This is a genomic window from Mucilaginibacter sp. GW821-FHT07G05, from assembly GCF_059418565.1.
The window spans coordinates 89,556-113,333 of sequence record NZ_JBWKQC010000003.1; the positions used below are offsets into that span (position 1 = coordinate 89,556).

The window sequence follows — 23,778 nt, forward strand, 5'->3', positions numbered from 1 at the left end:
GGATTATTCTGTTCGTAAACTTTTTACAGGGTTGGCAATGGCTGCCTTTACTGTTTGAAAACTGATGGTAATAAATACCACCGCTAAAGTAGCAAAACCCGCGGCAGCAAACATCCACCAGGCTATATTTATGCGGTAGGCAAAGCCCTGCAACCAGGTTTGCATAAACAACCAGCTTAAAGGCGCGGCAATTATAAAGGCTATTGCTACCAGCCAAACGGCCTCCTTACCCAGCATATTTACTATGGTAGCTACCGATGCGCCCAATACCTTGCGGATACCGATTTCTTTACGCCGCTGCGCGATGCTATAGGCTGATAAACCCAGCAAACCCAGGCAGGATATCAGGATAGCCAATGTAGCAAAACAGCTGAACAGCTTACCAAAGCGCTCTTCCGATTGGTATTGGGCGTTGTAAGCTTCGTCGGCAAAAAAGTAACTCATGGGCATACCCGGTGTAAGTTTTTGCCATTGGTTTTGCAGGTTGGCAATGGTTTGTTTAATGTTTTGTGACGATACATTGAGCGTTAAAAAAGTATAAAAGCCGGGTGCCATGCGCAGGGTAAGCGGTTGCACCTGCTCCTGGTAGGAGTGGTAATGAAAATCTTTCACTACACCTATTATAGTGCCTTTTTTATGCAGCTGCTCAAAGTGTTTACCAACGGCCTCGGCGGGATTGTTGTAGCCCAAACTACGGGCGGCAGTTTCGTTAATAAGCATGGCCTCCCACTTATCTGTACTGAACTGTTTGGAGAAATTTCTGCCTGCTACGATCTTTATTTCGTACTGTTTCAAAAAGTCTTCGTCAACCATGTAGGCGTCGGGTTGCATGTCGGCCATTTCGCGGCGGGCATCTTCTATTTTGGTTGGAAACTTGCGGTTGGCACGCCCCGGTACGCACGATGCCAGGCTGGCTTTGCTTACGCCTTGTATTGCGGTAAGTTGCTGCTTCACGGCATCGGCATGGTCGTATATACGGTCGTCGTGGTGGAAGTCAATTACCAGTGTATGGTCTTTTTTAAAGCCCAGCTCGTGGTTCTGCATAAAATCGAGCTGTTGATATACCACAATGGTGCCTACTATCAATATCACCGAAATAGCGAACTGACCAACCACCAGCACTTTCCGAAATGTAACCGCGCTTACACCCGATGTTATTTTGCCTTTGATAGTGCTTAATGGCTCAAAGCCCGAAATAAACAATGCCGGATAAATGCCTGATAATAAACCTAAGATCAGCGTAACCCCAAACAGCAGCAGAATATAACTACCCTGTTCAAAAATTCCGGTAGCGATAGTTTTGCCGGCCAGACTGTTGAACAAAGGCATCAAAAACAGACTTAATAATACGGCTACAGCAAATGCCAGCGCGCATAACAAAACGGCATCCAGCAGGAACTGTATAATGAGCTGACCTCGCGATGCGCCCAATACCTTGCGTACGCCTACTTCCTTCGCCCGGTTAAGGGATAGCGCCGTGGTGAGATTGATAAAGTTGAAGGCGGCTATAAATAACACGAAAACGGCTATCACACCAAAAATGTATACGTTGGTAATGTTACCTGTTAAAATGCTGCCGCCCTTATTGCCGCGTGGTTTCCCCTTCAGGTACACATCAGTAAGCGGCTCGATATTTACGGTGTACTTAGCTTTGCTTTGGTCGAAATTTTTGTTGACGAAGCCCGGCAGCATGGCTGTTAGCTGCGCCGGGTTGTAATGCTCATCCAGCAATATATAGGTATTAAAACCAAACTTGCTCCAATCGCTCATCCAGCCATTGTAGTTTTCGCCGCCCATCAGGCTTTGCATAGATAGCAGTATGTCAGTCTTAAAATGCGAATTGTTCGGAATATCTTTCATTACCCCGGTAATGGCCGTGTTGTACTTGCCATCAAGCAGCAGGGTTTTACCCACCGGGTCTTCATCGCCGAAATAACGGTGCGCGGCACTTTCAGATAGCACGGCGTTGTAGGGCGCGTTAAACACAGTAGCCGCTGTGCCGCTGATCAGCGGGAGCGTAAACACATCAAATATGGAGCTATCGGCATAAGCAATGGTTTCCTCACTAAAATGATCGTCGTCCTTACGTACAATATAATAGTCCATAAAAACGCGGGCGTAGGCTTTTATCCCCGGCGAAGCCTGTTGCAGAAAAAGCCCCATAGCCGCGGGCGCGCTTTCGTAATTGGTACCCGTGCCGGTTTTAACATCGGTAACCACGCGGTAAATACGGTTGGCCTTGGTGTTAAATTTATCGTAACTCAATTCAAAACTGATATAAAGCAACGCGAAGAAGCATACACACAACCCGCAAGCCAAACCGGTAAGGTTGATGCCTGTAAAAACCATATTGCGCCACAAATACCTGAACGTAGTTTTAAAATAGTTTTTTAACATAGGAAGATGCGTTTAACTTTTTAATTGCTGTAAGATAGGAAAGTGGGTTTTGATATGCAAATGAGAGGGGAAGTAGGGGATGATAGAATCGACGGAAAAGGCTCTCCACAGCAGTCGCTACGGCTTCGGCCGAGTGACAGCTATCCCGCGGCGTCCCGCCGCTGTACAGTAAGACATTTCATCGGCCGGTAAGCTGAAAGCTTACCCCATGCGTAAGTCACGAGTTACGCTATGCTAAACTCGCGACAGCGGGTAGGTTAGCTTTGACAACTTTTTAAAAGTTGTCAAAGCTGGGGCACGCTTTTCGTCAGCAAACAGCTTCAGGCGAAAATGGGCAGAACTGCGAAGGCCAAGAGCGCAAAGGTGGGCATTTGAACTTGTTGCATGCGGGGTAGGAATAGCGGGGCGGGGCAAAAGTTCCAGCCCTAAGTTCTGCACGGTTTGCAGGGTATGGCCCTGTGCGGCAAAGAAGCCTTTTGCTGGACATGCGTTTTTGCTACTTTTGGGGCATAGCCAAAAGTAGTAGCCTCTGCGGCAATGAGCAGGCTGACATTGATAATAGCATAAGCTTAACCTACGTAGAAGATTGCTTCGTGCCTCGCAATGACGAGGGTTTATATATTAAGCGCAAAACGTGAGGTGATTGCTTCGTACCTTACAGTAATGACAAATTTATTAAGTTACTGCTTTTACATCCTTAAATTACTATTCCTTTTAGCAAATTCATTTATTAACTTTGCTGTTACTATGACGATATGTGCGGGATTGCCTTTTAACTTTTTGGACCAGGATCTTTTATTATTACCACAACGTGCCATTTACTGGCAGCAGCAAAAAACCTTAATTGCGGCCGATGTGCATTTGGGTAAGGTGGGGCATTTTCGTAAGGCGGGTATTGCCGTGCCGAGGGATATGGAGCAGGATGACCTGGCCGCGCTATCAGATATTATACACGAGCACCGCCCCGAACGGATCATCTTTTTGGGTGATCTTTTTCATAGCGATATGAATGCCGATTGGGACTGGTTTGCCCTGTGGCGGCAACAGCATGCCAAAATTGAGATCATCCTGATTCGCGGCAATCACGATATTATTCACGATAGCCATTACCATGCGCTTAACATCGCTTTGCATCATGAGTTGCTGGTTGGCCCTTTTCAAATGCTGCACCATCCGCTTACGGAGGTAACCGCGGCCAAGGCTAAAGGCTATGTGCTTTGCGGCCACATCCATCCCGGTATTGAAATGATAGGCCGCGGACGGCAGCGCATCACCCTGCCATGTTTCGCCTTTGGCGATAAGCAGGCCATTTTGCCCTCGTTTGGTAAGTTTACCGGCAGGGTGGCTATCCGTAACCTGCAAAAAGACAGGATCTTCGGTGTGTTGAAAGATAAAGTGATCGCGATAGCATAAACTAAAAAACCTCTTTATGCAGGGCATAAAGAGGTTTTGAAATATAAGGTTTGTATACCTTTATATATTACTTGCTTTTCTTTAACTGCGTAGCAATAGCATCGGCAATGCTTTCAAAAGGCAGGTTGCGGGCTATTATCTTCCAGTCACCGCTCATGAGGTAGTAAGACGGTACCTGGCTTATTCCCCATACCGCCGCGTTTTGCGAATCGTTACCTTTCAGGTCGCTGTATTGTGCCCAGGGCAGTTTGTCTTCCTTAACGGCATCGGTCCACCAGTCTTTCTTGGTATCAAGGTCAATGCTGATCACGCTTACATCTTTGGCAGAAAACTGCGGCAATACACCATCTATAATGTCTTTATGGTTTTTACGGCTCACCTCGTTACCGGCACGCCAAAAGGTTACCAGCACTACTTTAGTTTGGATGCTTTTCGGATCGAACTTTTTACCTTCCGGATCGGTGCCGTAAATTTCCGGACCGGGTTGGCCTTCCAGCACCTTTACCAGCTGACCAAGTTTTTCGCCTAACTGTTTACCCTCTTCGCTGTTCTTCACTTCAGGCTCCAGCTTGGTAAACAGGTCATAATAATATTTAGGGTTAGATTGATAATCAAGGTTGATCATGATATGCGGCGCGATGGTGTTTTTAGGATTGGCATCAATAAACTTACCTATAGCTTTAGCCTCGTTAGCCGTTTTCTCGTCCTGCGCTTTTTTAAGCTGGTTCACCAATTCTACATACTGATCCTGTGGCATCGTTTTAGCCATATCGCTGTTTAAAACAGTAGTGATCATGTTGATCTGTTTATTGCCTTCGGTAGAAATTTCATCCACCAGTTTATAATAGGCAGAAAGCTCCTGCTGTATTTTTGAAGGTGATGTAATAGTTGGGTAAGCAGCCAGGTTACTGCCATCTATCGCTATGGTGTATTTACCATTCTCCAGATAAATTTCGTGCAGGGTAGGTTTCTCTTTGCTGTTGCCACCATCAGATAATTTCATGGCGTAATAACCCGGATACTCCAGTATTTCGTTCACCGCGAATTTACCATTGGCAACATTATTACCATAAACGGGCTTGCCTGCAACATCTTCAATACCGAAAACGCCGTTGGGCAGGTTTTTAGCGGTGCCATCAATTTCTATGCGTGCCGATCGGTTACAGCCGGCAACTACAAGTGCCATTAAAACAATATATACGTATTTCATGCAAATAGATTTATGCTACGAATATATAAGAATATCTAATTATAACTGTAAAAGTTACAAATAAGGCGGCAACACTTAGATTGTTTCTAAATAAACTTTTTCAATCGATTATAGCTAAACCATTAACCGGGTTTTAGTATTTAATGGATACTTTTGCCGAAATAATTTTACAGTATAATGAGCGAATTTAAACAAACCTTTAACTCGTCGCTGGGCAAAAAGCTAATAATGGCTTTAACAGGCTTGTTTTTGTGTACTTTCCTGATCGTGCATTTGGCCGGTAACCTGCAATTGTTTGCTAATGATGCAGGCTACAGCTTTAACGTGTACGCAAATTTCTTAACCCACTTTCCGCCTATCGAGGTAATTGCTTACATTTTGTACATAAGCATATTGGTACACGCGTTGTATGCCATTGTGCTTACTGTTAAAAACCGTAAGGCCCGCCCGGTAAGGTATGCTTCGGCACCAAAATCACCTACTTCATGGTCGTCGCAAAACATGGGGCTGCTGGGTTCTATCCTGTTCCTGTTCATTGTGATACACATGAGCGATTTTTGGTATAAGTATAAATATACTGATACCGTAGGCTTTAAAGAGTACCGCACCAACGTGCTTACCGGCGAACGCACCGTTACCGATTTTAAACCCGAAAGCCCGGAGTTTGAGCACTCTTACACCACCGAAAACAATGTAGAAATTGTACGTGTAAAAGACATTCATACCAAGGTAGCCAGCAGTTTTAGCCAGCTATGGTATGTAATACTATACGTAGTGGCAATGGGTACGCTATCGTTCCACCTGTTACATGGTTTCCAGAGCGCGTTCCGCAGCTTAGGTTGGGTACACCGTAAGTATACCCCAATTGTTGAGTTTATCGGTACCTGGTTCTTCGCGGTTATTATACCGATTGGCTTTGCCGCCATGCCGATAGTTTATTTTTTCTGCAAGCACTAATTGCAGATAAGCGGATTTGAATTATATAGGAATTAGACTTTAGAGATAATTAGATATGAGTTTAGATGCTAAAATTCCTCAAGGCCCTTTGGCCGAAAAATGGAGCAAGCATAAATTTAACCTGAAACTGGTTAACCCCGCCAACAAACGGAAGTACGACATTATTGTTGTAGGTACCGGTTTGGCAGGCGCTTCGGCAGCGGCGACGTTAGCCGAGCTTGGTTACAATGTTAAGGCATTCTGCTTTCAGGATAGCCCCCGCCGTGCGCACTCCATTGCTGCACAGGGTGGTATAAACGCAGCAAAAAACTATCAAAACGATGGTGACAGTGTTTACCGTTTGTTTTATGATACTATTAAAGGTGGCGATTATCGTGCCCGCGAAGGCAACGTTTACCGTTTGGCCGAAGTATCAGTAAATATTATTGACCAGTGTGTGGCACAGGGTGTTCCTTTTGCCCGCGAATACGGTGGTTTGTTAGATAACCGTTCTTTTGGTGGCGCGCAGGTATCACGTACGTTTTACGCCCGCGGCCAAACCGGACAACAATTGCTGTTAGGCGCGTACTCGGCATTAAACCGCCAGATACATGCCGGTAAAGTGAAAATGTATACCCGCCACGAAATGCTTGACGTGGTTACTATTGATGGCCATGCCAAAGGTATTGTAACCCGTAACTTAAAAACAGGCGACATTGATACCCATGCAGGCCATGCGGTATTATTGTGTACTGGTGGTTACAGCAACGTGTTTTACCTTTCAACCAATGCTATTGGTTCAAACGTTACTGCTGCATGGCGCGCGCACAAGCGTGGTGCTTACTTTGCCAACCCTTGCTATACACAAATTCACCCTACCTGTATCCCGGTAACCGGCGATCACCAGTCGAAGCTTACGCTGATGTCTGAATCGTTACGTAACGATGGCCGTATATGGGCGCCTAAAACGGTAGAAGTTGCCGAGAAATTACGCAAAAAAGAGATCACTGCCGACCAGGTAAAAGAGGACGACCGTGATTACTTTCTCGAAAGAAAATATCCTGCCTTTGGTAACCTTGTACCGCGCGACGTGGCATCACGTAACGCCAAAGAAATGGTTGACGAAGGTAAAGGTGTGGGCGGTTCGGGCTTCGCGGTATTTTTGGATTTTGCCGACGCTATCAAGCGTTTAGGACAAGAAACAGTTGCTGCCAAATACGGTAACCTGTTTGATATGTACATTCAGATAACCGACGAAAACCCATATAAACAACCAATGCGTATTTACCCTGCGGTACACTATACCATGGGCGGCCTTTGGGTTGATTATAACCTGAGCACCAACGTACCGGGCTTATATGCCTTGGGCGAATGTAACTTCAGCGATCACGGTGCTAACCGTTTGGGAGCATCTGCTTTAATGCAGGGCCTTTCTGATGGTTACTTCGTTATCCCTTATACTTTGGGCGATTACCTGGCTACTACAGGCCCTAAGCCGGTTGATACCAAACACCCTGCTTTTGAGCAAACCAAACAGGATGTAATAGCTTACGTAAATAAATTGCTGGCACTTAAAGGTACCAAAACAGTTACCGAATACCACCGCGAGCTTGGCCACATTATGTGGGAGTACTGCGGTATGGCACGTACCGACGAAGGTTTGAGAAAAGCTAAAGGTTTAATACAGGAGCTGAAAGCCGATTTCTGGAAAAACGCCATAGTAACAGGCGAAAACGAAGAGATCAACGCGGCGCTTGAAAGAGCCGGTCGTGTGGCCGACTTTATTGAACTTGGCGAACTGATGGTTACCGACGCGTTAATGCGCCGTGAATCATGCGGTGGCCATTTCCGCCTCGAATCGCAAACAGAAGAAGGTGAAGCTTTACGTGACGATGAAAACTTCGCGTTTGTGGCAGCCTGGGCATTTACAGGTGAAAACCAACCCGAAGAACTGCACAAAGAAGAGCTGGTATTTGAAAACGTTAAGTTAGCACAGAGAAATTATAAATAGTAATTAGTAGCAAGTATCAAGTATCGAGACTTGGAAAAATCTTGATACTTGATACTAACTACTTGATACTCCAATCTCAATAAAATATGAGTAACGGAAATATGAACCTGACGCTGAAGGTTTGGCGCCAGAAAAACTCACAAACTTCAGGTAAGTTTGTAACTTATAAAGCAGAGCAAATTTCACCGGATATGTCGTTCCTTGAAATGCTCGATGTGGTGAACGAAAGCCTTACCCACAAAGGTGAGGAGCCTATATATTTTGATCATGATTGCCGCGAGGGTATTTGCGGTATGTGCTCATTGTACATCAATGGCCGTCCGCACGGACCAAAACGCGCCATTACTACCTGCCAGTTGCACATGCGCTCGTTTAAAGATGGCGAAACCATCACTATTGAACCATGGCGTGCGGCTGCTTTCCCGGTAGTAAAAGATTTAGCGGTTGACCGTTCAGCGTTCGATCGTATACAACAGGCAGGTGGTTACGTATCGGTAAATACCGGTGGTGTGCCCGATGCTAATGCCATCGCTATTCCTAAAGTTATTGCTGATGAAGCATTTAACTCGGCTACCTGTATTGGTTGCGGCGCTTGTGTGGCAGCATGTAAAAATGCTTCGGCCATGCTGTTCGTATCAGCTAAAATAACACAGTTCAGCTTGTTACCGCAAGGTCAGCCCGAGCGTTACAGCCGTGCACAATCAATGGTGGCACAAATGGATGAAGAAGGTTTTGGTAACTGTACCAACACTGGTGCCTGCGAAGCAGAGTGCCCTAAAGAAATTACATTGACCAATATCTCCCGCATGAACAACGATTTCTTGAGTGCTAAAATATTCAGGGAAGCACATGCTAATGAGCATGCGGAGTAATTGATACTTTAAAATTCACAACATTAAAAGGCCTGAGATTATTCTCAGGCCTTTTTTATTATAGTTTTTTTGGATTGTCGTCATTGAGGTAAGAAGCAATCCCCCGGCTTCCAAAGCCGCTCTGTATAGTTCGCGATTGCTTCGTGCCTCGCAATGACATGTTTTTAAAGTCTTGTTCACCGTCAGCAAACAGCTTCGGGCGAAAGCGGGCAGAACTGTGTTGGCCAAGAGCGCAAAGGCGGGCATAGTGAACTTGTTGCATGTGGGTCGGGAAATGAGCGTCGGGGCAAAAGTTCCAGCCCCAAGTTCTGCACGGTTTGCAGGGTAGGCCCTGTGCGGCAAAGAAGCCTTTTGCTGGACAAGGGTTTTGTTACTTTTGCCCTCAAAAGTAATGGGGCCCTGCGCCCAAGAGCAGACAAACGTTAATTATAGCACAAACACAACATAAGTAGCTATTGCTTCTTACCTTACAGCAATGACACGATTGTTTAGCCTGCATGCAATACAAAATTATTTAGTCAAAGCCTATCCTTCCCCCGATAATCAAAACCCCAATTCCTTTATTTGTTGTTAACTCAAACAAATTATACTTTACAATTATTTTATAATTATAAAATCTTACCTTAAAATCCATCAACAATGAAAAATATGCTTGTTTAACTGAATAAAATTATAAAAATCTTAATTTTATATTGTTTATTTATTAAATTACTTCATAAATTACAATGTTGAAAATAAGTTGTTATAAAATATTTGAATTTAAGGTAGTTATTTATGCAGGAATCAGCTTATTTTAATAAATACAGCCCAATAAATGGTGTTTGGGACGAAATGTACGGCGTGGATAATAACGTGCGCGAGCATTATCGTAAAGTAATAGAGTATATCTCCGGCGAATCGGCTGATGATTTGAATAAAAAGGAAGAATTAGCCAAACGATTGTTCATGAGCCAGGGTATTACCTTTACCGTTTATAACAGCGGCGAGGGTATCGAAAAAATCTTTCCCTTTGATATTATTCCGCGTATTATAACGGCAAGCGAATGGGCATTTGTAGAGCGGGGCATTAAGCAAAGGCTTACCGCGCTTAACCATTTCCTTAAAGATGTTTACAGCAACCAGTTCATCATTAAAGATGGCATAGTGCCTATCGAGATCATTTACTCGTGCCCGCACTTTTTGCGCGAGATGTATAACCTGAAGGTACCTTACGATATTTATGTACACATTTCGGGGATTGATCTGATCCGTGATCACGATGGTACATTCTATGTATTGGAAGATAACCTGCGTACCCCATCGGGCGTGAGTTACATGCTGGAAAACCGCGAGATCACCAAGCGTTTGTTTCCTGATCTGCTGCCGCAATGTAGCGTGCGCAGCGTAACCGAATATCCTAATATTTTATACAAGAATTTGGTGGCATTGTCGCCAAGGCAAATCCATAACCCAACTATCGTATTGCTTAGTCCGGGGATATATAACTCGGCTTATTTTGAGCATACCACGCTCGCCCGCTTAATGGGGGTTGAACTGGTAGAGGGGCGCGATTTGGTGGTGAACAACCACAAAGTATACATGAAAACCACCACCGGCTTGCAGCAGGTAGATGTAATTTACCGCCGTGTAGATGATGATTACCTTGACCCGTTGGTGTTTAACCCGGGCAGTATGCTGGGTGTGGCAGGTATAATGGGCGCTTACCGTAAAGGGAACGTGGCCATTGTAAACGCCATAGGCAATGGCGTGGCCGATGATAAAGCCGTGTATGCCTACGTGCCCGATATGATCAAATATTACCTGAATGAGGAGCCGATACTTAAAAATGTGCCTACTTTTCAGTTGGGAAACCCGGATGAGCGTGAACATGTTTTCAAGAATATCAACAGCATGGTAGTAAAAAGAACCAATGGTAGTGGCGGTTACGGTATGCTGATGGGTCACGCGGCCAGCGAAAAAGAAACCGAAGAGTACAAGCTTGAAATATTAAAGAACCCGCGCGACTTTATCGCCCAGCCAACCATTAACCTGTCGGCAGCGCCATGTTATATGCAGGGCGAATTGCAGCCCCGCCGTATCGATCTGCGGCCTTATGCCCTGTTCGGTCCGGACGGTATTGAGATAGTGCCCGGCGGCCTAACCCGTGTAGCCCTCAAAGAAGGCTCGCTGGTAGTAAACAGCTCGCAAGGCGGCGGCAGTAAGGATACTTGGGTATTAGCGTAACCCCCATCCCCCTGAAGGGGGAGCAAATAAACAATATGAAGAAAATTACAGGTCAAAATAAAATTAATTTATTCCCCCTTCAGGGGGTTAGGGGGTACTATGTTAAGTAGAGTAGCATCAAGTTTTTATTGGTTAAGCAGGTACATTGAGCGTAGCGATGGTATTTTACGTATGCTTAAAATTAATTACGCTTCATCGCAGGATACCATTCAGGAGTTTACCTGGGAGCCGGTGATCCGCATTTTCGCGGGGTTGGATGACGAGGAAGCCCAAAAGCTGGAGAATGACAGCCGTGCCGTATTAAAAGATATGGTTATCGGCAAAACCAATTCAAACTCTATCCTTAACATTATTACCCTGGCCCGTGAAAACGCGCGCAGCGTGCAGGAGCACATCACCAAAGATCTTTGGCAGTGCCTCAACGAATATTACCACGCCGTAAAAGATAACAAACTGGAACGTGCTCTTCAACGCGAAGATCCTATCGGCGTGCTGGATGTATTGATAAAACAGGTAATGCTTTATTACGGCACGGTAGAAATAACCATGGAGCGTGGCGAAGGCCGCAGCTTCATGAACATAGGTAAATACCTGGAGCGGGCCATCCAGTCGGTTGATATACTGGATATGAAGTTTGGCTCGATAAGTGACAACCCTGATCTGTTAACTGATACTACCTACTGGAAACACCTGCTGTTATCATTAGGCGGCTACGAGTTGTACTTAAAAACATATCGTGAAGGTTTTGAGGCCGAAAACGTACTGGAGCAGGTGGTTTTAAATAATGATTTCCCGCGTTCGGTAATTTATTCGGTAAACAACATACAGCGTTATTTCGACAGGCTGAAGAATGATAACAACCTGGAGAACTTCAGGGAAATGTCGTTCCAGATAGGCAGGTTGCAAAGCCGTATCAAATACAGTTCGGTAAGGAGTATCAGGCAGGAAGGTTTGCACTTGTTTTTAACCCAGATACGGAGCGAACTTTATGGCATAGGCAATGCCCTTAACGAGTATTACTTTGCCAATTCATAATTTAAGTACCGGTTCTAAATCAATATATTATGCCCGAATTTGAGATACAGCATGTCACCAAATATATATACGATGGCTTTGTGCGCGACAGCGCCAACCAAGTCATCCTGTTTCCTATAAATGATGAATACCAGGAGGTGCTAAAGCAGGAGGTAACCATTACGGGTAACCCCAATGTTGACCGCCATACCGATTATTTCGGCAATGAGATAGGCAGCTTTACCTATAGCGAATCGCACAATTCACTGGTGATAAACTCGATAATACATGTAAGCACGCGCCACCGTGTATTGCCGGTAAATGATATTTTTCCGTCGCACCAGTGGGATGATCTTCAGCGTTTGCAAAGCATGGTGCCTTATATCGATTTTTTAAGGCAGGAGTATTTTGAAGGCCTGGCCGAACTGCAAAAAGTGGTGGATAGCGAACGCAAACCCGACGATACCCCTTACCAAATAGTGCTGCGCTTTTGCCAATACGTGTTTGATAACTTTGAATACATAAAAGGCGTTACCACGGTAGATACCACGTTGGATGAAATATGGAAGATAAAAGGCGGCGTATGCCAGGATTTTGCCCATATACTTACTGAAATGCTGCGGATTGTTCGCATCCCGGCACGTTATGTAAGCGGGTATATTTGCACCAACAGCAACGGTATGCGCGGTGAAGGAGCTACCCATGCCTGGGTTGAAGCCTACATTCCCGATTTTGGCTGGTTAGGCATTGACCCAACCAATAACTGCATAGCCAACGAAACCCACGTACGTTTAGCCGTAGGCCGTAACTTTTCAGATTGTTCGCCGGTTAAGGGCGTTTACAAAGGCTCGTCGCAGCACAAGCTGGTGGTGTCGGTATCGGTAAACGAAGAAAACGCCTTTGGCAGCAATAGCGACAGGCAAATTATTGAAGTACCAATAGCCGACCAGGTAACCGAATTTTCGAAGAATAGTTACCAGCGTTATATGGAAATGATACAGCAACAACAGCAGCAGCAACAATAAAAAGGCTTAAGCCTTTTTAACGGAAGTCATCAGCTCATCAATTTCAGGTACCTTTTCATAGGCCTTTACAAGTTGCCCCTTATGATCGTAAATAGCGATATAAGGGGTTTCTTTTACCTGGTAATAACGTTGCACGTTCAGCGAGTAGCCTTCGGTACCTAAAGTGAAGTTAGGGTAAGCGGCCAGGCCGTAATCTTTATAGAATTTTTTAACGGTAGAAAGCTGCGTCCAGGTGATCATTACTACCTGAACGTTTGATAGCTGTTTCATCACCGGTTTAAGGCTTTTCACCAAATGCTGGCAATGGCCGCAATCAGGCGCGAAGTAGATGATCATTACCGGCTTATCTTTTTTAAGATTGTTTTGGGTAATAGTAACGCTATCGGTATTTACTATTTTAAACGGCGGAACATGGTCAATGTTGCCGGTTTGCGGTGTTTGTTGCTTAGTAGCGGCCGCGCTGCTGTCAGCGGTGGCGTTATCGTGGTTTTTTGCTTGTATGCAGGCCACCATTGCTACGGCAGCCACCAGGAAAAGTAATTTCTTGATCATCTTCATTTTTATATTATCAAACCTTAAGCTTCCAATAATTCCAGTTGCCAGGCTATATGTTCTTCAGTTACCGGGAATAACGCGTTTTCGCGGATGGTATGATATACCGCTTTAAATAAACTTTTATAATCGCCTTTTTTTGAGGCTACCCATTCTATTTGTTTTTCGCCGTTCTCGTCAAAAGTCACCAGTTTACCTTCGCTGCCCTCGGGTTCAATACCGTAGGCCGGGTCGGTAGGCATCATACCTGCATCAAGCTGGCTCTCCTGCACATCGGTACGGGTTTTTACAAAGCTGCCCAGTTTGCCATGTATCACAAATGCGGGTAAATGCTCGGCAATAAGTAAACCGGCGGTAATGTAAACGTTCACCTGGTTAGGGTAAGCCATGTGGAACTGGAAATAATCAACCACTTCTGAATTATCCCTGTGCGATGCCGTTACTTTATGAAAGCTCAGCGGACGACCAAACAGGGCGATCACATTATCAATTAAATGCGGACCTAAATCATAAGCCACGCCGTTGGCAGCAAACTCTTTGGTTTCTTTAAAAAGTTTTGGCCCGGGTTGTGGTTTATACCTGTCGAAACGGAAGTGTACTTCTATCAGGTCGCCGAGGCGGCCGCTTTCTATTATTTCTTTTACCGAAAGAAAACCGCTATCCCACCTGCGGTTTTGGTAAACCATCAGTTTACGGTCAACCTTGCGGGCAAGGTCATACATTTCGGTTACTTCGGCTACGGTAGCCGCGGCTGGTTTTTCAAGTAAAACATGCTTGCCTGCGCCTAACGCGCGCATGGCGTATTCGTAATGGGTATAGTTCGGGGTGTTGATCACTACAAGCTCAATCTCATCATCGGCCAGTAATTCGTCGATGGCATCATAGCTGATCACATCCGGGTAAAGTTCCTGTGCCTTTTTCTGGTTGCGTTCAACCACGGCTTTCAGTGTAAAATCGGGACTGGTTTCGAGGAAAGGGGCGTGGAAAACCCTGCCCGACATGCCAAAGGCCATTAAGCCTGCTACAATAGGTGCTGCCATAATACAATTATACAATTAATGGTGCGGTTGATGAATAACCTCACTAAAAAATTACCTTTAAAACATAACAGGAGAACCGTTTGGGGTTCTCCTGTTATACAAATAAGCGGTGGTTGAGCTTATTTTAACTTTTTCTGTACTGATTTTACGTGCGTTTCGTGTGCCTTTAAAGTAGGCAGTGTTTTGGTAGCAAAAGCTTTCAAGTCGGCATCTTTGCAGTTTTTTGAAGCATCGTCAAATAACGATACCGCGTTTTCGTGCGCTTTAACCATGCCATCAATATAAGCCTTGTCAAAATCGGCGCCCTTTTTTGCAGTCAGATCGGCCTGCATTTTTTGCTGTTCTTCGGTTGGAGCCGATGGCAGGGTGATGTTTTTTGTTTCGGCTATGGCGCTAAGCTCGGCAGCAGCCTTTTCATGATCGGTGATCATCATGGCGGCAAAGCTCTTTACATCGGTATTGGTTGATTTTTCCTGCGCTAATTTAGCTAAGGCAATTTCGGCCATGCCATCGCTGGCGGCTGTAGTAGTAAATTTAGCATCACCCTCATCTACCGCTATGCCTGTGGCACCTGTAGTGGTGGTGTCTTTTACTTCGTTAACACTGTCGGCAGTTTCTTTACTGTCTTTAGCGCTGTTGTTACATGCCTGGAAAGCAAGTGCTGCCAGGGCGATCATCATCATTGAACTTAGTTTTTTCATGGTAGTATTTTTATTTATTAATTAACAATATTTACCACGATAGGTTTTAATTACCTAATTATTAAATAAGGTTGATATATATGATTATAAAAACTTGCCTATTGCGTTAGCTTAAAGTTTTACTATTTTTGGGCATTAAAATATTAACGACATGAATTTTCCGGCCGAATTAAAATACACCAAAGATCACGAGTGGATCAAAGTTGATGGCATTGATGCCTACATTGGTATTACTGAGTTTGCTCAGCGAGAACTTGGTGATATTGTTTATATAGATATTACTACCGTTGGCCAGGAAGTTGCCAAAGAAGAAGTTTTTGGAACCATTGAAGCCGTTAAAACAGTATCAGACCTGTTTATACCAGTAACCGGTACTATTGTAGAGGTTAACCCTGCTTTAGACAGTGAGCCTGAACTGGTAAACACCGATCCTTATGGCGATGGCTGGTTAGTGAAAATTACCCCTGCGGATGTAGCGGATATTGAAGGCCTTTTATCGGCAGACGATTATTCAGCATTGGTGGGCGCTTAATGGCAAAAGCTTTTAAATATTACGGGCCCGCAATTTTGTGGGCCTTATTTATTTTAATAATGTGCAATATGCCGATGGGGCAGGCTACCGAATCAAAAAAGTTTTTCCCCGGCTTTGATAAACTGGTGCATTGCGGCCTGTTTTTCGTATTTGCCGTATTTTGCCTTAACGGTAAAATGAGGCAACAAAATGCAACCGTGCTATCGTATACAACCGGCATAGCCATAACGCTGGCAATAATAATTTTTGGCGGCGTTATTGAACTATTGCAGCTCTACGTATTTACCTGGCGCAGCGCCGATTGGAACGATCTTTTTGCCGATGGTGTAGGTACTTGCATGGGCGCATTCAGTATTTTAATAACACTTGGAACGGTGAAGTATGTTAAAAAATAAGTTTTTAATTGCGGTAGGTTTAATGGTGGCCATGGCGGCATCATCATGCGGTATCTTTAAAAAAGATTGCCAGTGCCCGCATTTCAGCTATCAAAATCCTGCTAAGGCAAAAAAGGCGGTTTAAACATCTTTCTTTTTCCTTTATTATGCTTTAGTGACAGTCCTTATTTGGATTGGGTTTAAATAAGCTTATATTTGCGTACACAATTAGCAAATGGATCTGTCGCAACTTGAAGTAGGAGAAACCGGAGTAGTTAAGGAATTTACCGATCTGGAAATGTCTGTTAAACTAATGGAAATGGGTTGCCTTCCCGGCGAACCCATTAAGGTTACCCGTATTGCCCCCATGGGCGACCCCATAGCTATAAATGTATCAGGATACCAGTTGAGCCTACGCAAATTTGAGGCTTCAACCATTATTTTACAATAGTTTTTAGCATTGAGAGCCGACATCAGAGTAGCATTAGTAGGGAACCCCAATACCGGTAAATCAAGTCTTTTTAATATATTAACCGGGTTAAACCAAAAAGTAGGTAATTTCCCCGGGGTTACTGTTGATAAAAAAGTTGGTTATGCTCAACTGCCTGATGGCCGCCGTGCCGAGATCATCGATTTACCCGGCACCTATAGTCTTTACCCTAAAAGCCACGACGAGTCTATCGTATTTTCGGTTTTAGCCGATAAACACAGTGCTGTAACACCCGATTTGGTGGTGGTTATTTTAGATGCTACCAACCTTAAACGTAACCTGTTGCTATACACCCAGGTTGCCGATTTAAAGATCCCCGTTATCGTCGCCCTCAACATGATGGATCTGGCTCGCAAATCGGGCATCGATATCAATGTCGATCTTTTCGCCAAAAAGCTGGGTGTGCCTGTTATACCTATTGCCGCCCGTAAAGGCGAGGGTATAGCGCCGTTAAAGGAAGCAATCTCTTACGCCAATAAATTCGCGCTGCAACAGGATACTATCGACATCAGATCAATAGCGCCCGAACTGATCGCCAAGATCAGCGAGGAAATTGAGGTAGATAACTCCTATTTCGCGCTGCAACTGGCGCATCAGCACGAAACTTTAAAATTTTTATCAACCGAGCAAAGCGATCGTATCGAGAGCATAGAGCAGGAATTTTCTTTCCACTCGCAAAAATCGCAGGCGGTTGAAACCATAGCCCGGTACAATTTCATTAACGACCTGTTATACGATGCCGTTAAGAAACCCGATACCGCGCACGAAGAAACCTTCAGCAATAAAATAGACCATGTTTTAACGCATAAGGTATTCGGCTTTGTGATATTCCTGGGCATACTGTTGTTTATGTTCCAGTCGATATTTGCCTGGTCATCATACCCAATGGATCTGATAGAAAGCCTGTTTGTATGGCTCGAAGGCATTCTTACCGATGCGTTGCCTGCCGGTCCGCTCACCAGTTTATTAATTGACGGGGTGGTTGCAGGTTTAAGCGGCGTAATGGTGTTCATTCCGCAAATTGCTATCCTATTCGTATTCATATCCATACTGGAAGATACCGGCTACATGGCCCGTGTTACTTTTATGATGGATAAGCTGATGCGCAAGGTAGGCCTCAGCGGGAAATCGGTAGTGCCGCTTATAGGCGGTTTTGCCTGTGCGGTTCCCTCTATTATGAGTACCCGTACCATCGAAAACTGGAAAGACCGTATGATCACCATTATGGTTACTCCATTGGTAACCTGTTCGGCTCGTTTACCGGTTTATACCCTGTTGATCGCTTTGGTAGTACCCAGCCGTAATGTTTGGTGGATATTTAACTTGCAAGGTTTGGTGCTTACCGCCATGTACCTGTTCAGTTTGCTATCGGCAATTATAGTGGCTTACGTATTTAAATTTATACTGAAGGCGAAAGAACGCGGCTACTTCATTATGGAGCTGCCCGTTTACCGTATGCCGCGCTGGAAGAACGTACTGTACTCCATGTACGAAAGATCAAAGGCCTTTGTACTGGAAGCAGGTAAGGTGATCATCGCGGTATCTATAGTGCTTTGGGTGCTGGCCTCTTACGGGCCGGGTGATCGGTTTGAAAAAATAGAAAAACAATACAGTCAACCTCAATATACCCAAAAGGTGCCCCCCGACGAATTGCAGCGCATAGTATCATCCGAAAAATTGGAGAACTCTTATGCAGGTGTATTGGGTCACGTTATTGAACCGGTGATACGTCCATTAGGCTTCGACTGGAAGATAGGCATTGCACTCATCACCTCTTTTGCCGCGCGCGAAGTATTTGTAGGTACCATGGCTACCATTTACAGTGTAGATGGCGATGCCGACAAGATAGAATCGGTACAGGAAAAAATGCATAGTGCTACTAATCCGCAAACCGGGCAGCCGGTGTTTACTACCGCGGTGGCGTTTTCACTGATGATGTTTTACGCCTTTGCCATGCAATGTTCGAGTACGGTAGCGGTGGTTTACCGCGAAACCAAAAACTGGAAATGGCCTGCCATACAATTCGCTTACATGACCATATTGGCCTATGTAACGAGTTTACTTACTTACATTATTTTAAAATAAGCCAAAAAGCTTATATTTGAATAGAGGTAAAAATTGGATAAAGTAAAAATTCTTGAAAGATACATGCCCGCCGAAGCCGCCCCGCTTATCGGCCGCTGGATCGACTACTTTAAGTGCGAGTTTAAAATATCACGTAACCGTAACAGCAAATTTGGTGACTATCGTCCGCCTTATGATGGCAAAGGGCACCGCATTTCGGTCAACTTTGATCTTAACCCTTACGCTTTCCTGGTAACAACGGTGCACGAGTTCGCACATCTGCACACCTGGAACGAGCATAAACAAAAGGCAAAACCCCACGGCACCGAGTGGAAACTGAACTTTAAAAAGATGATGCAGCCATTTTTTGACAAAGAGGTATTTCCGCCGGATATTAAACAGGCCATAACGAGCTATCTTAATAACCCAGCCGCATCCAGTTGCAGCGATCTTAACCTGTACCGCTCGCTCCGCAAGTACGATGTAAAGGATGAATCGATCCACGTAGTAGAAAAGGTACCCATGAAAGCCCTCTTCAAACTAAAGGACGGTCGCGTTTTTCGTAAGGAAGAAAAGCTGCGCAAGCGATATAAATGTGTAGAAATAAGTACCAAGCGGGTATATCTGTTTAGCCCGGTAGCTGAAGTGGAGTTGGTGGAGGATTGAGTGTGTTGTGTGGTTTTGTCATTGCGAAGAATGAAGCGCGCTCTTGGCCTCCATCGTCCTGCCCGTTTTCGCCCGAAGCTGTTTGCTGACGGCTGTGGCGGCGCTGTTACCTTCAGCTTTGACAACTTTTTAAAAGTTGTCAAAGCTTGACCGTTGAAAGTACATTCTCCGCTGTCGCGAGTTTAGCATAGCGTAACTCGTGACTTACGCATGGGGTAAGCTTTAAGCTTACCGGCTCTACAGTACAGCGGCGGGACGCCACGTAATAGCGCCACTCGGCCGTAGCCGTAGCGACTGTTGTTGTTTTGTTTTCTTTACCCTCGTTTTCGCTTGCGAAAGAGAGGGTCGCCCAGCGAAGCGTCGGCGGGGTGAGTCCGCGCCACCAAACAAAAGCACAACCCCAACATAACCAAAAAATGCGGCATCGTAAGGAACGGATAGCACAGAATCTGCCACAGCACAACCCAAACATAGTTCCTTGCGCAGCCGCGAGTTTTTTCTTTGGTTACTTTCTTTTTTTCGGCAAAAAAAGAGTAACATCCACTAACGTCCAGTTAAAGCACAACCATTCCTAACGAAGAACAAATCGCAAATTAGATGCTTCGTACATAAGGCATGACAGGTAGGTTAGGAAAATCAAAGGGCCATCTCCCTAAATGACAAATAAATTATTGATTTACTTATGATAAAACCTATATTGTATCCCCTTCTTTAAAAAGGGATAATAATAATGACTAACCACGAGATAAAAATAAATTTTGAAGAGTATACTTCTATAACCGAACTCTCTGTCGATGATCAGCATTTATGCCGGGAAGCGGTAAAAGCCCTCGCCAATTCGCACTCACCATATTCAAAATTCAGGGTAGGGGCGGCGTTGCAATTACAAAGCGGTAAAATACTGCATGCCAGTAATCAGGAGAATGTGGCCTATCCATCGGGTTTATGTGCTGAGCGTGTGGCATTGTTCAATTGGGGCGCTAATCACCCTGACGACGCTATAGTAACCATGGCCGTTACCGCTAAAACCGACGAATTTAAATTATTAAAACCGGTTACTTCGTGCGGGGCATGCTTGCAGGTAATGGCCGAATGCGAAAAAATGCAGGGCAAACCGTTAAGGGTAATATTATATTGTATAGACGGACCTGTATGGATTGTTGACGGAGTACAAAGTTTTTTACCATTTTTGTTTTTTGAAGACAGGCTAATTCACTAACCCATGAAAACTAAAATATTTCTTTTCTTAATTATATCTCTATTGAGTTCGCAATTGTATGCCCAAAAGGGCTTTCCGTTTGATAACGAGATCCACGCGTTTAAGCAGCTGGATAGTTTAAATATGCCCAAACCGGGCGGTATCCTATTTGTAGGTAGTTCGTCAATCCGCTTGTGGGACGACCTGGAGCAACGTTATGCCGGTAAACCTATCATTAAACGTGGTGTAGGCGGTTCGGAGTTGTGGCAATGGGTGCAGTATTTTCCGCAGTACCTCATCTACCCGTACAAACCTAAAAAGGTATTTATTTACGTGGGTGAAAATGATATCGCTTCGGGCAGATCGGCAGAAGATGTTGCCGGTAATTTTGAAAAGCTTTGGGAGATGATCCATAAGGAGCTGCCCGCTACTGAGATCTATTTCCTTTCGATAAAGCCAAGCCCGAGCAGGGCTAAGTTTTACGCGGTGGTAGCAGCGGCTAATAGCCTGATCAAAACCTCGGTAGCTAAGAAGCCTAAAACGAAATATATTGATGTGGCTTCAACCATAATCGATCCTAAAACGCAATTGCCCGATTCATCCTTATTTAAGCCGGACTACCTGCACCTGAAGAGTACAGGATATGACAGATGGCAAACGGTATTGAACAAGTATGTAAAATAAAAAAGCCCCGATAGGGGCTTTCTTCACATAAACAAAAAACTGATTGTACTTCTTATTTGAACACTGAGTGAACAGCGGTAATTTTCCAGCCGCTACCGGTGTTTGATACGGTAACCAAATTGCTGCGGGTAAAGCCATTGTATTGCATATCTACTTTTACTATGGCAACCTCGCCGTTGTTTTCAACTGTTGAAGAGCTTACTTTACACTCTTGCTCGGTATTTTCGGTTGTTTTTAAATAGTCAACCATTTGTTTTTTGCTGAAAGAAAGTACTTTGTTACCGCGCATCATGCTGAATTTCGCGCTGCTGTCAAATACATCGTTCAGGCCTTCAACTTTACCGTGTGCAAGGGCATCTATATAGGTAGCAACTGCATAATCTTTAGTTAATTTTGCTACGTCGTCGGCTTTAACTACATTGGTTACTATGATTAATGCTAAGCCTAAAATTATTGATTTTAAAGTTTTCATGATATTGGTATTTAAGGTGTTGTGTAAAATTTAATTATTTAATTTATATCTATAAGACAGTGCCGTATTACCAAACGTTACAAGAAAATTTTAAAATCGTCACTTTTAACAGTTATTTAACATTTGGCCTGCAACGCGTCATATATTCATAATTTTAAGGGCACTTTTGATAGCTATGATTGAATTTTCGACAATTATTTTGCGTTTTGGTGAAATGGGTGAAAAAACCGGATGGACATTTATTGAGATTCCGGCAGACATCGCGCAGGAATTAAAGCCCGGAAACCGGAAATCTTTCCGCGTGCGTGGTAAATTAGATAGTCATCCCATTGCCGGTGTTGCCCTGATGCCCATGGGCGACGGTAAATTTATTATAGCCCTTAATGCCGATATGCGCAAAGGCATTTGTAAAAGTGAGGGCGCCATGTTGAAACTGCAATTAGAAGAGGACACAGAATTTATAGTAACTATTCCGGATGATTTGGCCGAGTGCTTTGAATACGAACCCGAGGCCTTTGAGTTTTTTAACAGTCTGGCAAAATCACACCGCAACTACTTTATCAAATGGATAGATAGTGCCAAAACCCAACCCACCCGCGACAAGCGCATAGCACTCACCGTAAATGCCATGGTAAAGCGCTGGGATTATAGCCAGATGATAAGGGCTTCAAGTAAAGGGTTGTAGATGTGCGGATTTTTGGATGTGCAAATATGCAGATGTGTGGGACGTGCCTGTCACCTCGTTTCTAAATATGATTATCTTTTCCGTCAGCAAACAGCTTCGGGCGAAAGCGGGCAGAACTGCGGGGGCCATGAGCGCAAAGGCGGGCATAGGAACTTGTTGCATGCGGGCTGGGAAATGAGCGGCGAAGCATGGGGCAAAAGTTCCAGCCCTAAGAGTTCTGACAGCTTTGCAGGGCAATGGCCTCGTGCGGCAAAGAAGCCTTTTGCTGGACAAGGGTTTTGTTACTTTTGCCCTCAAAAGTAATGGGCAACTGCGGCCAAGAGCAGACTGATGTTAATCATAGCACAACCAAAATCTACGTAGAGATTGCTTCGTTCCTCGCAATGACGATAGTGATAAAAAACTGACTAAAATGCGACGTGATTGCTTCGCGCCTCACAATGAAGGATCAAACTTCACTATATACCAAAATATCTTAAAAACCAAAAAGGCTCCGGTAACCACTCCGGAGCCCAATACACAATTATTATTCAACCAATTTTTACTTAAAAACGGAGTAAACATTAGTTATCTTCCAGCCGTTGCCGGTATTGGCAATGGTTACGTAGTTAGTTCTGATAAAGCCGGGATAGTACTGGTTTACCTTGATAACCGATACATCGTTATCTTCTTCCATTACATCGGCAGTAGTTGAGCAGGTTTGCTCAATATTGCGCAGACTTTCAAGATGCTTTATCATTTCTGTTTTGCTGTAGCTTACCACTTTTTTGGCTTGCACCATGTTAAACTTGGTGTTGTTGTCAATGATCTGGTCAAGCCCATCCACTTTACCATGGGTTATGGCATCTATATAAGTGTTTACCGCGTAGCTCTTGGTTAGCTTTTCTACCGGTTGTTTGCCATCCTCGGCTTTTGTTATGTTCACGGCCAGCATTAATGCTATGGCAGGGATAATTAATTTTAACGTTTTCATTTTGTGATATTTAAGGGTTTGTATTCTTTTAATTTATTTATCTATAAGACACAGGTTCATTTTAATAGGTTACACTTTTTCATCAACTATTTGCAATTAGTGTCTTTCGCACATTTCTATATTCGATATCTACGAATTTCTTCGTACAAATATCTACGATAGATTTCGTATATCAAAATGTTTTTTAAAAAATTATGTTTATCAACAAGGGATATGTAACGATGATAAGTTTACCCTGTAATATTT

The 23,778-nt window shown here is 44.2% G+C and carries 23 protein-coding genes; 16 read left to right on the forward strand and 7 right to left on the reverse strand.

Going from position 1 to position 23,778, the window contains the following annotated elements:
- Window positions 1-3: 3 nt before the first annotated feature.
- Window positions 4-2,397, reverse strand: coding sequence for an ABC transporter permease (locus AC07NA_RS08515; RefSeq protein ID WP_494897198.1), 2,394 nt, complete (start codon window positions 2,395-2,397; stop codon window positions 4-6).
- 747 nt (window positions 2,398-3,144) lie between these two features.
- Between AC07NA_RS08515 and pdeM the strand changes: the two genes are divergently transcribed.
- Window positions 3,145-3,810, forward strand: coding sequence for a ligase-associated DNA damage response endonuclease PdeM (pdeM, locus tag AC07NA_RS08520; protein WP_345212440.1), 666 nt, complete (start codon window positions 3,145-3,147; stop codon window positions 3,808-3,810).
- A gap of 67 nt (window positions 3,811-3,877) precedes the next feature.
- Here the strand turns inward: pdeM and AC07NA_RS08525 are convergent, their stop codons facing one another.
- Window positions 3,878-5,020, reverse strand: coding sequence for a TlpA family protein disulfide reductase (locus AC07NA_RS08525; RefSeq protein WP_494897199.1), 1,143 nt, complete (start codon window positions 5,018-5,020; stop codon window positions 3,878-3,880).
- A gap of 177 nt (window positions 5,021-5,197) precedes the next feature.
- Between AC07NA_RS08525 and AC07NA_RS08530 the strand changes: the two genes are divergently transcribed.
- From AC07NA_RS08530 to AC07NA_RS08555, 6 genes are all read left to right on the forward strand, one after another.
- A complete protein-coding gene (locus tag AC07NA_RS08530; RefSeq protein WP_345212438.1) occupies window positions 5,198-5,977 on the forward strand; it encodes a succinate dehydrogenase cytochrome b subunit in 780 nt (259 codons plus the stop codon).
- 55 nt (window positions 5,978-6,032) lie between these two features.
- On the forward strand, window positions 6,033-7,967 hold the full coding sequence (locus tag AC07NA_RS08535) for a fumarate reductase/succinate dehydrogenase flavoprotein subunit (protein ID WP_345212437.1): 1,935 nt from the start codon (window positions 6,033-6,035) through the stop codon (window positions 7,965-7,967).
- 86 nt (window positions 7,968-8,053) lie between these two features.
- Window positions 8,054-8,839 carry a succinate dehydrogenase/fumarate reductase iron-sulfur subunit gene (locus AC07NA_RS08540; protein ID WP_494897200.1) on the forward strand — a complete coding sequence of 262 codons (786 nt, stop codon included), beginning with the start codon at window positions 8,054-8,056 and terminating at the stop codon, window positions 8,837-8,839.
- 774 nt (window positions 8,840-9,613) lie between these two features.
- Window positions 9,614-11,062: a circularly permuted type 2 ATP-grasp protein gene (locus tag AC07NA_RS08545; protein ID WP_494897201.1), complete on the forward strand. Its 1,449-nt coding sequence runs from the start codon at window positions 9,614-9,616 to the stop codon at window positions 11,060-11,062.
- A 99-nt stretch (window positions 11,063-11,161) separates the two neighbouring features.
- Window positions 11,162-12,097 (forward strand): alpha-E domain-containing protein, encoded by a 936-nt coding sequence (locus AC07NA_RS08550; RefSeq protein WP_345212433.1) that lies wholly within the window; start codon window positions 11,162-11,164, stop codon window positions 12,095-12,097.
- A 29-nt stretch (window positions 12,098-12,126) separates the two neighbouring features.
- Window positions 12,127-13,101 carry a transglutaminase family protein gene (locus tag AC07NA_RS08555; RefSeq protein ID WP_494897202.1) on the forward strand — a complete coding sequence of 325 codons (975 nt, stop codon included), beginning with the start codon at window positions 12,127-12,129 and terminating at the stop codon, window positions 13,099-13,101.
- A gap of 6 nt (window positions 13,102-13,107) precedes the next feature.
- Here the strand turns inward: AC07NA_RS08555 and AC07NA_RS08560 are convergent, their stop codons facing one another.
- The 3 genes from AC07NA_RS08560 to AC07NA_RS08570 all read right to left on the reverse strand — a co-directional run bounded on the left by AC07NA_RS08560 (window position 13,108) and on the right by AC07NA_RS08570 (window position 15,394).
- Window positions 13,108-13,653: a TlpA family protein disulfide reductase gene (locus AC07NA_RS08560; RefSeq protein ID WP_494897203.1), complete on the reverse strand. Its 546-nt coding sequence runs from the start codon at window positions 13,651-13,653 to the stop codon at window positions 13,108-13,110.
- A gap of 23 nt (window positions 13,654-13,676) precedes the next feature.
- Complete coding sequence (locus AC07NA_RS08565; protein ID WP_494897204.1) at window positions 13,677-14,693, reverse strand: Gfo/Idh/MocA family oxidoreductase; 1,017 nt, start codon at window positions 14,691-14,693, stop codon at window positions 13,677-13,679.
- Between the two features lie 119 nt (window positions 14,694-14,812).
- Window positions 14,813-15,394 (reverse strand): DUF4142 domain-containing protein, encoded by a 582-nt coding sequence (locus AC07NA_RS08570; RefSeq protein WP_345212429.1) that lies wholly within the window; start codon window positions 15,392-15,394, stop codon window positions 14,813-14,815.
- Window positions 15,395-15,545: 151 nt separating this feature from the next.
- On the opposite strand from AC07NA_RS08570, the gene gcvH reads away from it, so the two are divergent.
- The 8 genes from gcvH (at window position 15,546) to AC07NA_RS08610 (ending at window position 21,402) form a co-directional block, all read left to right on the forward strand.
- Window positions 15,546-15,926 carry a glycine cleavage system protein GcvH gene (gene gcvH / locus AC07NA_RS08575; protein ID WP_494897205.1) on the forward strand — a complete coding sequence of 127 codons (381 nt, stop codon included), beginning with the start codon at window positions 15,546-15,548 and terminating at the stop codon, window positions 15,924-15,926.
- 59 nt (window positions 15,927-15,985) lie between these two features.
- Window positions 15,986-16,321, forward strand: a complete 336-nt coding sequence (locus tag AC07NA_RS08580) for a VanZ family protein (RefSeq protein WP_494897206.1) — start codon at window positions 15,986-15,988, stop codon at window positions 16,319-16,321.
- A complete protein-coding gene (locus tag AC07NA_RS08585; RefSeq protein ID WP_494897207.1) occupies window positions 16,308-16,445 on the forward strand; it encodes a hypothetical protein in 138 nt (45 codons plus the stop codon). Before AC07NA_RS08580 ends, AC07NA_RS08585 begins: the two co-directional genes overlap by 14 nt.
- A gap of 90 nt (window positions 16,446-16,535) precedes the next feature.
- Window positions 16,536-16,751 carry a FeoA family protein gene (locus AC07NA_RS08590; protein ID WP_345212425.1) on the forward strand — a complete coding sequence of 72 codons (216 nt, stop codon included), beginning with the start codon at window positions 16,536-16,538 and terminating at the stop codon, window positions 16,749-16,751.
- A 9-nt stretch (window positions 16,752-16,760) separates the two neighbouring features.
- Window positions 16,761-18,875 carry a ferrous iron transport protein B gene (gene feoB, locus AC07NA_RS08595; RefSeq protein ID WP_494897208.1) on the forward strand — a complete coding sequence of 705 codons (2,115 nt, stop codon included), beginning with the start codon at window positions 16,761-16,763 and terminating at the stop codon, window positions 18,873-18,875.
- Window positions 18,876-18,908: 33 nt separating this feature from the next.
- Entirely contained in the window at window positions 18,909-19,520 is a 612-nt protein-coding gene (locus tag AC07NA_RS08600; protein ID WP_494897209.1) for a SprT-like domain-containing protein, read from the forward strand.
- A 730-nt stretch (window positions 19,521-20,250) separates the two neighbouring features.
- On the forward strand, window positions 20,251-20,739 hold the full coding sequence (locus tag AC07NA_RS08605) for a cytidine deaminase (RefSeq protein WP_494897210.1): 489 nt from the start codon (window positions 20,251-20,253) through the stop codon (window positions 20,737-20,739).
- 3 nt (window positions 20,740-20,742) lie between these two features.
- On the forward strand, window positions 20,743-21,402 hold the full coding sequence (locus AC07NA_RS08610; protein WP_494897211.1) for a GDSL-type esterase/lipase family protein: 660 nt from the start codon (window positions 20,743-20,745) through the stop codon (window positions 21,400-21,402).
- A 52-nt stretch (window positions 21,403-21,454) separates the two neighbouring features.
- Here AC07NA_RS08610 and AC07NA_RS08615 read toward each other — a convergent pair whose 3' ends face one another.
- On the reverse strand, window positions 21,455-21,874 hold the full coding sequence (locus tag AC07NA_RS08615; protein ID WP_345212443.1) for a nuclear transport factor 2 family protein: 420 nt from the start codon (window positions 21,872-21,874) through the stop codon (window positions 21,455-21,457).
- Between the two features lie 175 nt (window positions 21,875-22,049).
- On the opposite strand from AC07NA_RS08615, the gene AC07NA_RS08620 reads away from it, so the two are divergent.
- Window positions 22,050-22,559, forward strand: a complete 510-nt coding sequence (locus tag AC07NA_RS08620; protein WP_494897212.1) for a YdeI/OmpD-associated family protein — start codon at window positions 22,050-22,052, stop codon at window positions 22,557-22,559.
- Window positions 22,560-23,100: 541 nt separating this feature from the next.
- Here AC07NA_RS08620 and AC07NA_RS08625 read toward each other — a convergent pair.
- Window positions 23,101-23,532 carry a nuclear transport factor 2 family protein gene (locus tag AC07NA_RS08625; protein ID WP_494897213.1) on the reverse strand — a complete coding sequence of 144 codons (432 nt, stop codon included), beginning with the start codon at window positions 23,530-23,532 and terminating at the stop codon, window positions 23,101-23,103.
- Between the last annotated feature and the right edge of the window lie 246 nt (window positions 23,533-23,778).